This window comes from Pseudaminobacter sp. Soil_N_29 (assembly GCF_057656055.1).
In genome coordinates this window covers 132,773-145,561 of sequence record NZ_JBDGLC010000002.1, presented here as the reverse complement: position 1 = coordinate 145,561, position 12,789 = coordinate 132,773, and the positions used below count along the sequence as shown (strand labels likewise).

Below are 12,789 nucleotides of genomic sequence, written 5' to 3'. Positions count from 1 at the left end.
ACAAACATTGGTGCCGTTCCGGCGCGGCTGCTTTCGATCATTGCAGCCGTAAGCAAGAGAATTGCGTAAGCTCCTGTGAGAAGTGTGATCCGTTTCGATGAATTTCCGGGCGGTGGCTAGGCGTAACCGAATGTCCGTGGATACTCGAGGGATCTTGCCACTCTGGGAGCTAGGACAGGGCGACCTTGTCTGTGGATAGGTGAGGGGTGATTTCATGGACGCCGCCGCCCTCGGAGGCCGATAGAAATCTGACTGTGGCTTTTCGCGATATCACCGCAGCGGTCAGCAGGCCAGTGTGGAAGGCTCCGGTGTCGACGGCGATACGATTTGGGAACACTTCGGGCAACCCGCTTGTGGTTTCAGTGTGTCCGTGGATCACAATTTTCTCGAATGGCTCTTCACAGGCGAGGAAATCGTTCCGGATCCACCTGAGGTCCTTTTCGGTCTGCCGATCGAGCGCAACTCCAGGGCGAACGCCTGCGTGCACGAACGCGTAGTCGCCTTCGACGATTATGCAAGCGGCTTGCGTAAGTGCATCAACGTGGCGCGAGAAGCGGTCGCGCATCAATCGTGGCACCATTTTGGCTTCTTCGCAGTCGAGAAGACCATAAGAAGCCAGTGTCGGAGCTCCGTAACGGGCTGCCCATCCCCTCAACAGCTGTCCGCAATCGTCACCTAAGTCCATAACTTTCAGCAGGAACTCATCATGGTTTCCAAGGATCAATCTCGATCCCGGTACGGCATCCAATGTGCTGCAAACGAGGTCCATGGCCTGCCTGCTTTGAAGGCCGCGGTCGATGATGTCGCCCAGGAAAGCACTTTGTAAGGAGCGTTGTGCCTACTGGCGTCTTGAGCAATGCCGTCGAGCAACCGAGCCAAAAGATCGGCTCGGCCTTGGACGTCGCCGATGGCGTAGGTGAGGGTAGGGGACTGCATGTGGTTCAATAAACGAGAGGGGAAAAATCTCCCCCTACTGCATGCAAGCTCACAGAAGGTAAATGACGATTGACGCCGACGACCCATCTTGCGCCTCCCTAGACACGCCATTTCAATACCGAATTGCATCAGCGTCGCCATTCCAAGCAAGCCGCGCCGGGCGTCGATGACCTCGCCGACGCCCGGCGTTTAGTCAGGCTTCGTAGACCATCGATGTCATCATGCCGCCGACCATATGGTAGAGATGGTGGCAGTGAAGCGCCCATTGGCCGAAATTGTCGGCGTCGAAGGCGATGGTCACCATGCCCATGCCGGCGGGAACCAGCACCGTGTCACGCATGGCTCCGGCGATACGGCGGCCGTTGACGGCCACGACCTGGAAGTGATGCCCGTGGAGGTGCATTGGATGCGACATGGTGGTGTGGTTCATGAAGGTCAGTTCGAAACGGTCGCCTTCCTTCACCGCAAGGGGCTTGTCCGCGCCGTGCACCGCTCCGTCGAGCGTCCAGACGTAACCGGATGCTTCGCCAAGCATCATGGTGTGCCGACGCGTCGCCTGCCTCTCGGCCAGCGGATTTGCCGCCCGCAGCCTCTCCTCGAGCCCGGCACCGACGGCGGGAAAGTCCTCTTCCGCCATTTCGGCGAACCTGCCGACCGCCGCCCCCTTCGCAGCAAGTACGACGCCTGTACGCATGCGGCCGCCCTCCTGCACGGCCAGGACAGGCCATGCCGAAGTCTCTTTCGGCAGGTCGAGCAAGATGTCGAGGCGCTGTGCGACGGCGAACTCGAAGCGCGAGCCTTCAAGAGGCTCGACCTGCATGCCGTCGACGGCGATCAGTTTGCCCGATAGCGAGCCAAGGTCGATCCACATGTTCGTGCTGGCAGCGCCGTTGATCAGACGCAGGCGGACGCGACCGCCAGGCTCGACGGCAAAAACCTCCGGATCGTCGAGCGTACGGTCGTTGGCAAGCAGGGCGTCATACTGCACGTCCTGCAGGTGGGCCATGCCGCCCATCTGCATTCCGCCCATGTCCATGCCGCCGTGATCCATGTGGCCGCCGCCCATCGACATGCCGGACATGTCGTGTCCGCCAGACTTGAGTTCGGCCAAAATCTCGGCCGGGTCGCGGAAGGTGAAGTCGTGGAACAGCACCACGACTTCCTGGATGTCGGCATTGGCTTCCGCCGGGTTGCGCACGATCAGCGGTGCTGCGAGCAGGCGTTGCTCCTGCAACCCCACATGCGAGTGCATCCAGAAGGTGCCCGGACGCGCGACCGGGAAGTCGTAGTCATGGCTGCCGCCGTCCGGAATCGGCTCCTGCGAGATGCCCGCAGCGCCGTCCTGCTGCCAAGGCGGGGTAAGCCCGTGCCAGTGGATGGCCGTCGGCTCGCCGATGCGGTTTTCCAGCCGGACGCGGAAATTCTCTCCGGCATTCATGACGAGGCCATGGCTGCCGTCGGCTCGGGTCAGGCCGAAGACGTTGGCGGCGCGGCCCTTGACCTCGATGACACGTCTGCCCGCGGTGATGACCGTCTGGCCCTCGGCGCGCGCCGGTCGCGCGGGAAGCAGCAGCGATGGGACCGCGGCGGCCGAAAACGCAGCGGCGGAAGCCGCGAGGAAACCGCGGCGCGAAAGGGTGTTCATGGTTGATCTCCAAACTGATTGTTGGCCGGCTCCTGGCGAGCCGGGTCTCGCGTCAGTTCAGGAGATGGATGGCGGCCTGGGATGGGGCGACGCTATTGCGCCGCGTAGGGGATCGTCCGTGGCGGGGAGGGGCGACGCGACTGGTACGTCGGGAAAGGCCGCTGGAAGGGGCAACGGCGCGCAAAAGCTGCAAGAGGCCAGGCATTGGACTAGACAGCTTTTGACGGCCCCATGCTGGGGACGGTCGTCGCAGCAGGTGGTGTCGGCCTTGGCGTGGTGCCATGTCGCCTCGGCCGCATGGGGGTGATGCTGTTGGCCCATCGGCTGGGCGAAGGCCGCTTGTCCAAGCGTGAAGACCACCAGCAGAAGAAGCGGCAACATCAGGCGCAGGAAATTTCTCGCGGCCAGCGGAAATGCAGGCAGCACGGCCGCACGCGCCTGGCGAGCGGCGTTGCGTCGGTGTGGCGTGGCCATGGGCTGCTGCGTCAAGTTCATGTCGATAATATTGGATCTCTAGGCATATGCAGGTCAACTGACCTTGTGTCGTTTTGACTCGATCCAAGGTACGGGGGACACGGCATGCCTCGGCAAGAGTGAGTGGAACCTGGAAGGCGACCCGCATTTCGGAGCGGGTCGCGGGGCTATTCGGCGAGTGCTGGCAAGGGTGCGCTTGTAGCGGCGGCACGGGCCGGTGCCTGGAAGCGCTTGAGACGCATGGCATTGCCGAGCACGAAGACGCTCGACAGCGCCATCGCACCAGCCGCCAGCATCGGCGACAGAAGCGTGCCGCCGACCGGGTAGAGCACGCCTGCGGCCACCGGGATCAGGCTCGCATTGTAGGCGAAGGCCCAGAACAGGTTCTGGCGGACGTTGCCGATGGTCGCCTTGGAGAGCGCGATCGCGTTGGTGACGCCGAGCAGGTCGCCCGACATCAGCACCACGTCGGCGCTTTCGATAGCGACGTCGGTGCCGGTGCCAATGGCCATGCCGACATCGGCTTCGGCCAGAGCTGGCGCATCGTTGATCCCGTCGCCGACGAAGGCCACCGCCCGGCCGCCCGCGCGCAGGCGCTTGATCGCATGCACCTTGCCGTCAGGCAGCACCTCGGCCACAACCTCGTCGATGCCGAGTTGAGCGGCGATGGCTTCGGCAGTGCGGCGGTTGTCGCCCGTGATCATCGCGACCTTCAGGCCCATCCCATGCAGGGCGCGAATGGCCTGCGGGGTCGTCAGCTTGATCGGGTCGGAGACGGCAATCGCTGCTGCCAACCTGCCGTCGATGGCGGCATAGAGGGGCGTCTTGGCGTTCTGGCCCATGCGGGCGGCGATGTTCGCGAACTCCTCGACGTCGATGCCGAGCCGCGCCATGTAGCGGTCGGCCCCGACCGCCACGCGGCGACTGCCGACTGCGGCGCTGACGCCGAAGCCCGGAACCGCCTCGAAAGCGTCAACCGCATCCAGGGCAACGCCTTCTTCCTTGGCCGCCTCCACGATCGCGGCAGCCACCGGATGTTCGGACTGGCCCTCGACGGCGGCAACCAACGCCAGCACCTCGGCGCGCTCGAAACCCTTGGCGACCTCAAGGTCGGTCAGCGACGGCCTGCCTGCGGTGAGCGTGCCGGTCTTGTCGAGCGCGACGATCTCGACGGACTTGAGCGCCTGCAGCGCCTCGCCGTTGCGGAAGAGCACGCCAAGCTCTGCGGCACGGCCGGTGCCGACCATGATCGAGGTCGGCGTCGCAAGCCCCATGGCGCAGGGGCAGGCGATGATCAGAACAGCGACCGCATTGACAAGCGCGAAGGTGACGGCGGGTTCGGGCCCAAAGGACAACCAGACTAGGAAGGTCAGTGCGGCGGCGGCCATGACGGCGGGTACGAACCAGGCCGTGACCTTGTCGACCAGGGCCTGGATCGGCAGCTTCGAGCCCTGGGCGGTCTCGACCATGCGGATGATCTGGGCAAGCAGCGTGTCGGCCCCGACTTTGGTGGCGCGATAGGTGAAGCTGCCAGTCTTGTTGATGGTGCCGCCGATGACTTCAGCACTTTCACCCTTGCTGACGGGAATGGGCTCGCCGGAGATCATGGATTCGTCGACGAAGGACGAGCCGGAAAGCACGATGCCGTCGACCGGAACCTTGTCTCCGGGACGCACCTGTATGACGTCGCCGGCAGTGACTTCCTCAAGGGCAACGTCAACGAACTCGCCGTTGCGCTCGACGCGGGCCGACTTGGCCTGCAGACCCATCAGCCGCTTGATCGCTTCGCTGGTACGGCCCTTGGCCTTGGCCTCAAGAAGGCGGCCGAGCAGGATCAGCGTGATGATCACGGCGGAGGCCTCGTAGTAGACGTTGACCGTGCCGGCAGGCAGGACCCACGGCGCGAAAGTGGCGACCACCGAATAGGCCCACGCCGCGGATGAGCCGAGGACGACCAGCGAGTTCATGTTGGGCGCAAGGCGCAGAAGCGCTGGCACACCCTTGCGGTAGAAGCGCAAGCCGGGGCCGAACTGGACGATCGTCGCCAGCACGAAGAAGGCGATGTAGAGCGCCTGCTGACCGACATTCATCAGCAGCCAATGATGCAACGGGGGAATGGCGTGCGAGCCCATTTCGAGCACGAAGATGGGCAGCGTAAGGGCCGCCGCGATGCCGAGGTCGCGCTTGAGCTGGGACAGTTCGCGGCTGCGGGCTTCCTCGCGGCTGTCCGCGCCAGCGCGACCCGTGTCCGAGCGGCGTGGCTCGTAGCCTGCCTTGCGGATTGCGGCGTCTATGGCAGAGCGCGGCGTCACGCCTGCCAGGCTTTCCACCGTCGCGCGTTCCGTTGCCAGATTGACCGACGCCTTGAGCACCCCCGGCACGGTCGCGATCGCCAGTTCCACGCGGCGCACGCAGGAGGCACAGGTCATGCCCTCGATTTGGATTTCCGTGCGCTCGGCGGGAACCTCGTAGCCGGCCTCCATGATGGCAGCAACGACGGCCGTCGGATCGGCCTGGCCGCTGAAGACGACCTCCGCGCTTTCCGTGGCAAGATTGACCGTTGCGGACGCGACGCCCGCCACCTTGGCAATCGCCTTCTCGACCCGGCGCACACAGGATGCGCAAGTCATCCCGGCGATCGGGAAACCTTGCCTGACGGTGGCCGCACCGGGATTCGAATGGGCGTTCATGGAGATCAGACCTCTGTTCATTCTCGATTGGATAGAGGTCTAGAGCTTCCAGTGACGGGAAGGTCAATAGGGAGGCCCACCTTTCTGAAATAACGGTAAGTTATTGAAATGCCGAGACGAAGTGAATATCGCGACTAATTCCAGCGCGGAATGAGAGAAAATATCGGGCGGCACAAAGAGAGCCCCTTGACCTTCCAGCCAGGGGAAGGCGCACATGTCGACAATGGCAATCGCCGGATCAACAACAGGAGTTTGAAATGATCACATTAAAGGTTCCGGACATGACCTGCGGCCATTGCGCCGAGGTCGTCACCAAGGCTGTGCAGGGTGTCGATGCCGACGCACGCGTCCACATAGACCTCAAGACTCAGACAGTCACTGTGGAAACGAAATCTGATGGAGGAGTGGTAACTCGAGCGCTCGAGACAGCTGGCTATCCTGCCGAATCCGGCACGACACGCTAGCGGTTGAAGAGGACGGCCAAAGTTGACCGCATCGTCCTACCCAGAACGCCTCGCAACCTAGCGACCGACAGGCTGTAGGTCCGGCGAAACGATGTCTTGTAGTGGATTGGCGCGCAAGCCAGCCAATCGTCGGGCGAGGCAACAACAAAGCTGGTCCACAGGCTCCTGGTCTGGTCGTTTTTTCGTTGGCTCTGCATATCGCGTCAGCAAGATTGCGAGTCCTCGTGCACGGCGATGACGTTCTGGAAGCCATGTTGGTTAGCAAGAGCCATCATGCGATACATATGAGCCGCCTCAAAGGGGCGACCTGAGGATACCCGGACCTTGCTGCTTGGGTGCGGACTTGCTGTGCCCACTAGAATGGAGGACGACGATGGATCAGATGATGTCGGGAGGAATGTGGGGGATGGGGATCACAAGCCTTGTCCTCCTTGTCTTGGCAGTGCTCGGGATAGCGGCGCTGATCAAATATCTGTTCTTTCAGTGATCCTGTCCGCCTGCCTCAGGCGGGCCGAGGAACATGAGGACTTGACCGTCTGCTGCAAGCGTACACAGGTGCGGCGATGAGGAAGCTTGCGGCACTTTCCATCGTAGCCATGGCGATCGGCCTACTTGCAGGCACGACATTCCTGCACCGTAATTATGCCGGATTGCTGAAGCCGGATGATCTTCAGGTCGTCGGCAGGGGCGAAGTCGTCTATGCCGAGCATTGCGCCTCGTGCCATGGCCCCAACCTCGAAGGGCAGCCAGACTGGCAGACCAGAAACGAGGACGGCTTCATGCCTGCCCCGCCGCACAACGAGAGCGGTCACACATGGCATCACCCCGACAAGCTGCTGATCGACATCACCAAACTTGGTTTGGCTGAGGCGGCCAATCTCAGGGGCTACAAGACCAGGATGCCGGCTTTCGGTCCAGTTCTGGACGACAACGAGATCGTCGCGGTCTTGTCATACCTCAAATCGAGATGGCCGAAGGACGTCCAGAAGAGGCACGACGAATTGAATCTCGAATTCGAGCGCCGGGAACGGTTCGTGAAATAATGCTTGAGTGCTGCAGTTTTTCTTGACCTTCCACCTGGTGGAAGGTGCAATCTTGAGGGCCAAGGAAATAGCCATGGCACAGGCGCTCGATCGAATGATCATAAAGGCCTTCAAGACCGCAACCGATGTCGGCCGCAATGATGTCGCCGAACATCTGCTGTGCGCCCTTGAGCGCCTTTGCGGCGGTCCTCAGACCGACGGCGCAGACGAAGCCTACAAGGCGATTTCCCGAGGAAGTGTCTGCGGAAGTTCACGAGCCCGTCACACAAGACGCGTGGCGCGTTAGGTGCATGCGATCCGGTCGATTGCCCCAGCTTTCTTATCGTTGTGGAAACGGTATCCGACCATAGGATGGAGCGAAGCTTCCGTCCGGCACCAGAAAGGTCCGAATGATGACGAGGCCGCACAATCCCGGCGAAGGAGAAAATGGAACTATCGGTTCAAGACCTACGCTGACTGATCGCCTCCTATGGCTGTGTCCGATCGTCGGGTTGCTTGCAGGAGCAGCTGTTCTCTGGCTGTTCGGGATCGGCCTCTGGACAGCGATCGCGTTTATGTTTCTGGTAGCTTGCCCGATAGTAGTCGCCTGGGCGTTACTGAGCGAGCGCAGCCAGAACCCGTTCAGGAGGAGAAAGCCGTGAGACCATACGCCTCCGGCCATAATTCGTCCCTTCACACCAAGGATGCAGTCGTCGTGGAACAAGAATGACTTTCCCGCAACAGGCTCAGGACCAAATGACCCCAGATCGTCACCCCCATCACGGCAATCACCAGCATGTGGACTCGACCTTGATTGAGAAGGAGGGCGCGCCCAAGCCGGCCGATGTCGTGGCGGCTGGAGACGCGCATTCGGACCATGTCGGACATGGCGGCGGCCATGACCACGCGGAAATGGTTGCCGATTTCCGTCGCCGCTTCTGGGTCACGCTCGTTCTGACACCGCCCATCCTGCTACTGTCGCCCATGATCCAGCACTGGCTGGGGATGGCTGAGAGTCTTGCCTTTCCTGGCGCAGGCCTTGTTCTCTTCGCCCTTTCCACCGTCGCCTATGTCTATGGCGGCTGGCCGTTCCTGACGGGCTTCGCTTCCGAACTACGCCAGCGGCAGCCGGGAATGATGACGCTGATCGCCCTCGCCATCTCGTCCGCATATTTCTTCTCTGCTGCCGTGACTTTCGGCTTTCCCGGTCAGGAGTTTTATTGGGAACTGGTGACGTTGATCGCCATCATGCTTCTGGGACACTGGATCGAGATGCGCTCCGTGATGGGAGCGTCAAGAGCGCTCGAGGAACTGGTCCGGCTCCTGCCAGACAGCGCGACCAGGATCGATGCGGACGGCACCACCCACGAGGTGCCGATAACCATACTTAAGCCTGGCGACCGCGTCGTCGTGCGGCCGGGAGCCAAGGTACCCGTCGACGGCCGAATCATCGAGGGGTCGTCAGCCTTCAACGAAGCGATGCTGACCGGAGAATCCCGTCCGGTCTCCAAGGGCGTTGCGGCGACCGTCATCGGAGGTGCGATCAACGGGGCCAATGCGGTGACCATTGAGGTTACGGCCACAGGGGACGCAACCTATCTCGCCCAGGTCATCGATCTCGTTAAGAAGGCGCAGGCGACACGCTCCCGAACGCAGGACATCGCCAACCGCGCCGCGGCGTGGCTCACCTACATCGCCCTGGCGGTCGGGATCGGTACGCTCCTCGTTTGGTGGCTCGTTCTTGGAGCTTCGCCTCAATTCGCAATGGAGCGCATGGTAACCGTCATGGTGGTCGCATGTCCGCACGCGCTCGGCCTCGCGGTGCCGCTGGTGGTCGCCGTCAGCACTTCGCTCTCGGCTGGCAACGGCCTGCTGATCCGCGACCGAGCCGCCTTCGAGCGGGCGAGGAAGCTCAATGCCGCCGTGTTCGACAAGACTGGCACGCTGACCGAGGGGCGCTTCGGGGTGAGCGACATTGTGCTGCTCCGCGAAGGTGTCGAGGATACCGAACTGGCCTATGCGGCGGCAGCCGAGAGTCAGTCAGAGCACCCGATCGCCCATGGCATCGTCGCGGAAGCCAGGAAACGCGGCCTGAAGATTGCCAAGCCCAGCGACGTCAGCAACATCACCGGGGAAGGCATCACCGCCAAGGTGGGTGATCAGGACGTCAGGATCGTCAGTCCCGGCCATCTCGCGCGCCAGGGCAAGGCAATAAGCCAACCGCGTCTGCGGCAAATGGAGGACGAAGGAAAGACCGTTGTTGTGCTGGTGCGCAATGGCGAGCCACGTGCCCTATTTGCGCTGGCTGACATCGTACGCCCGGAGTCCAAGGAGGCGGTCGCCGAGCTGGGTCGACTGGGAGTCAAGTCAATCATGCTAACCGGCGATTCCCGCGGTGTCGCCGAGACCGTCTCGAGGGAGCTGGGCATCTCTGAGTTCTTTGCCGAGGTACTTCCCGATCAGAAGTCGGCCAAGATCAAGGAACTGCAGGTGCGTGGGCTCTCCGTGGCGATGGTCGGCGACGGCGTCAACGACGCGCCTGCGCTGGTGGAGGCCGACTTGGGTGTGGCGATTGGAGCCGGCACCGATGTCGCCGTAGAATCGGCCGATGTAGTTCTTGTCAGGAGCGATCCGCGCGACGTCGCAGCGATCCTGGGGCTCTCGCGCGCAACCTACCGCAAGATGGTGCAGAACCTGGTTTGGGCGACGGGCTACAACACATTCGCCATTCCCATGGCCGCCGGCATTACATTCGGAACAGGTTTCATCATGTCGCCTGCAATTGCTGCGGTGTTCATGTCCGCCAGTACCGTCATCGTCGCCCTCAACGCGCAGTTGCTGCGTTTCTACAGGAGACCCTAGTCCCAAGGTTCGTAAGACGCGGCATGCAGCGAGCGACATTATAGGATGGTAGGCTGAGCACCGATATGGGAGAGCTACTGCAGCAACGGCTGGACACCGGAGAACGGCTTCATTCCATACCGCTGGGAAGGGTATGACGAGGCTTTGCGCGAGGCGCTCGCCGAGTTCGGCGCAGAATACGAGAGTTGTATGCGTAAGTTGCCGCCATTCGTTCCGCGCCTCTGGACGCTTGTCCACGGTCCGACTGACGGACGACGCGCCGCTTCCCTATCAGCTCAGCGACTGACGCCGCGAAGGGCGAACGTCCTTTGACGCAAACACCCATTTCTCGGCCCTACGTCGTTTCTCATTCACCCGCTTGGTAGAACAGCGACGGGCGAACTGTCTGATCGCGCGATACGGCGTAGACGTTGTACGTGGCCTTGGGATCATCGCCCATTCCAAGCGATCCTTCCGGCATGCCCGGGACCGCGATGCCGGCGACGTCCGGCCGTTCGCTCAGAAGCTTGTCGATAGCCTCTAGCGGCACGTGGCCTTCCAGGAAATACCCGTCGACCGCGGCGACATGGCAGCCTTCCATTGCGGCGGGCACGCCCGCTTGCTTCCTGACCTGCGACAGGTCCTCCAGGTCAACGGACCTGACGTCGTATCCCGCCTTTTCGACGGCCTCGGCCCACAGGTGGCAGCAGCCGCACCAGGGGGTCTTGTACACCGTGACTTTTGCGGCTCGACCATCCGCGACCGCGGCAATCGACGACGACAAGAGCAGAATCGCAGCGCCGAGTACGGATTTGTTCAAAATGCCCACATTACCCTCTTTCAATGATCACGCGGCGGGCCAGCGTACCCCATCGGCTGATCCTTGTCTTGGGCCCGGTGGTTCTGCGGCTAGCCACCGCAGGCCCTATGCGCAAGTCGCATATGTGGGCTACATGCCAGCGCTACAACGACCAAGCATAGTTGCAGGAGAAGATCGGTATTGCCTCTCTGTCCACCGCTGACCCGCCACCTGAAGCACCCGGACCTGTTTTGCTCCATCGACCGCGTGCCGGCACTTGCCACGCCAATCAGCGGACGAACATTCGAGGTCATGAATCCATCCACGGGTGAACTGCTGGCAGAACTCCCCGACATGGGTGTCGAAGAGACGCGTGCGGCGATCGACAAGGCCTATGTCGCGCAGGCCGAATGGGCCGCGCTGACGGCCCGGGAGCGCAGCGACACGCTGTGGCGCTGGCATCAGCTGATCGTCACCCACACCGACGATCTCGCCGCGATCCTCACCGCGGAGATGGGCAAGCCGCTTGTCGAGGCCAGGTCGGAGGTGTCGCACGCGGCGGCCTATCTGCAATGGTATGCCGAGGAAGCCAACCGCATCTATGGCGAGACGATTTCGGCACCGTCGACAGATCGTCGCATGATGGTCATCAAGCAGCCAATCGGCGTTGTCGGCACGATCACGCCATGGAACTTTCCCGCGTCGATGGTGGCGCGCAAGATCTCTCCGGCACTGGCAGCGGGGTGCACGATCTTGCTGAAGCCCGCCGAACAGACGCCGCTGGTTGCTGGGGCCATGTTCGCGCTCGCGGCGGAGGCTGGTTTCCCGGACGGCGTCGTGAACCTGGTCTACGCCTCCGAAGGCGCGGCGGTGGGAAGCGAACTTTGTTCCAATCCCAAGGTGCGCAAGATCAGTTTCACCGGGTCGACCGAGGTCGGACGGCTGCTCATGCGCCAGTGCTCGGACCAGATCAAGAAGGTCAGCCTCGAGCTGGGCGGCAATGCACCTTTCATCGTCTTCGACGATGCCGATGTCGATGCCGCCGTAGATGGCGCGATCCAGGCGAAGTTCCGCAATGCCGGCCAGACCTGCGTTTCTGCGAACCGCCTTTATGTCCAATCGGGCGTCCATGACGAATTCGTCGACAAGTTCGTCGAGAGGGTCCGCCAGCTTTCGGTTGGCGACGGCTTCGCGCCGGGCGTCGCGATCGGGCCGCTGATCGACAGGCGTGCCCTGGCCAAGATTGAGTCCCACATTGCCGACGCGGTGGAAAAAGGCGGCGCAATTCGATGCGGCGGAACCCGGATCGGCACAGACGGCACGTTTTTCCAGCCGACGGTCCTCACCGCGATCTCCAGCGAGATGAAAGTGGCGCAGGAGGAGACATTCGGGCCTTTGGCCCCGATCATTCGCTTCGAGGACGCGGAGCAGGTGGTGCGTGCGGCAAACGACACGATCTACGGCCTCGCCGCGTATTTTTATGCCTCAAACCTGAAGCGTGTCTGGCGTGTGGCCGAGGCCTTGGAATATGGCATGGTCGGCATCAACACGGGACGCATGTCCTCGGAGGCCGCGCCTTTCGGAGGGATGAAGCAGTCCGGCATCGGGCGGGAGGGCTCCCGCCACGGGCTCGAGGACTACCTCGAAATGAAATACCTCTGCATGGGCGGCATCTGAAGCATACGGAGAGGTCCTCTTCCCATCGGTAAGCCCTTCCGTTGCAAGACTATCCGCGCAGAGTGACTGCGCTACTACGGCCCCATAGGAACATGACGGGGATGGCGCTGTGATCAAGGGCTCTACGAAGTGCGCCTGTGCATCAGTATCCGCCTCGCAAGCTTCACGCAGGGACACGTGTGCGGGAGCAAGCGTCAGGATCACCTTCAATCCCTGCGCGCAGTGGAAAGCCCGCGGGTCG

General features: G+C 62.2%; 10 protein-coding genes. 6 read left to right on the top strand and 4 right to left on the bottom strand.

Annotated elements, in window-relative coordinates; all coding sequences use genetic code 11:
* Window positions 1–169: 169 nt before the first annotated feature.
* The gene (locus AC3A4H_RS06680; protein ID WP_487766344.1) at window positions 170–811 is read right to left on the bottom strand and encodes a metallophosphoesterase; all 642 of its coding nucleotides are present in this window, start codon (window positions 809–811) and stop codon (window positions 170–172) included.
* A gap of 318 nt (window positions 812–1,129) precedes the next feature.
* Window positions 1,130–2,581, bottom strand: coding sequence for a multicopper oxidase family protein (locus tag AC3A4H_RS06675; protein ID WP_487766001.1), 1,452 nt, complete (start codon window positions 2,579–2,581; stop codon window positions 1,130–1,132).
* Window positions 2,582–2,812: 231 nt separating this feature from the next.
* Between AC3A4H_RS06675 and AC3A4H_RS06670 the strand changes: the two genes are divergently transcribed.
* Complete coding sequence (locus tag AC3A4H_RS06670; RefSeq protein ID WP_487766000.1) at window positions 2,813–3,133, top strand: hypothetical protein; 321 nt, start codon at window positions 2,813–2,815, stop codon at window positions 3,131–3,133.
* A gap of 89 nt (window positions 3,134–3,222) precedes the next feature.
* Here the strand turns inward: AC3A4H_RS06670 and AC3A4H_RS06665 are convergent, their stop codons facing one another.
* A complete protein-coding gene (locus tag AC3A4H_RS06665; protein WP_487765999.1) occupies window positions 3,223–5,745 on the bottom strand; it encodes a heavy metal translocating P-type ATPase in 2,523 nt (840 codons plus the stop codon).
* Window positions 5,746–6,002: 257 nt separating this feature from the next.
* Between AC3A4H_RS06665 and AC3A4H_RS06660 the strand changes: the two genes are divergently transcribed.
* From AC3A4H_RS06660 to AC3A4H_RS06645, 4 genes are all read left to right on the top strand, one after another.
* The gene (locus AC3A4H_RS06660; protein ID WP_487765998.1) at window positions 6,003–6,209 is read left to right on the top strand and encodes a heavy-metal-associated domain-containing protein; all 207 of its coding nucleotides are present in this window, start codon (window positions 6,003–6,005) and stop codon (window positions 6,207–6,209) included.
* 563 nt (window positions 6,210–6,772) lie between these two features.
* Window positions 6,773–7,252 (top strand): c-type cytochrome, encoded by a 480-nt coding sequence (locus AC3A4H_RS06655; protein WP_487765997.1) that lies wholly within the window; start codon window positions 6,773–6,775, stop codon window positions 7,250–7,252.
* Window positions 7,253–7,325: 73 nt separating this feature from the next.
* Entirely contained in the window at window positions 7,326–7,538 is a 213-nt protein-coding gene (locus tag AC3A4H_RS06650) for a hypothetical protein (RefSeq protein WP_487765996.1), read from the top strand.
* 503 nt (window positions 7,539–8,041) lie between these two features.
* On the top strand, window positions 8,042–10,093 hold the full coding sequence (locus tag AC3A4H_RS06645) for a heavy metal translocating P-type ATPase (RefSeq protein WP_487765995.1): 2,052 nt from the start codon (window positions 8,042–8,044) through the stop codon (window positions 10,091–10,093).
* A 346-nt stretch (window positions 10,094–10,439) separates the two neighbouring features.
* Here the strand turns inward: AC3A4H_RS06645 and AC3A4H_RS06640 are convergent, their stop codons facing one another.
* Window positions 10,440–10,895, bottom strand: a complete 456-nt coding sequence (locus AC3A4H_RS06640) for a DUF411 domain-containing protein (protein ID WP_487766343.1) — start codon at window positions 10,893–10,895, stop codon at window positions 10,440–10,442.
* Window positions 10,896–11,072: 177 nt separating this feature from the next.
* Between AC3A4H_RS06640 and AC3A4H_RS06635 the strand changes: the two genes are divergently transcribed.
* Entirely contained in the window at window positions 11,073–12,548 is a 1,476-nt protein-coding gene (locus AC3A4H_RS06635) for an NAD-dependent succinate-semialdehyde dehydrogenase (protein ID WP_487765994.1), read from the top strand.
* Window positions 12,549–12,789 lie beyond the last annotated feature (241 nt).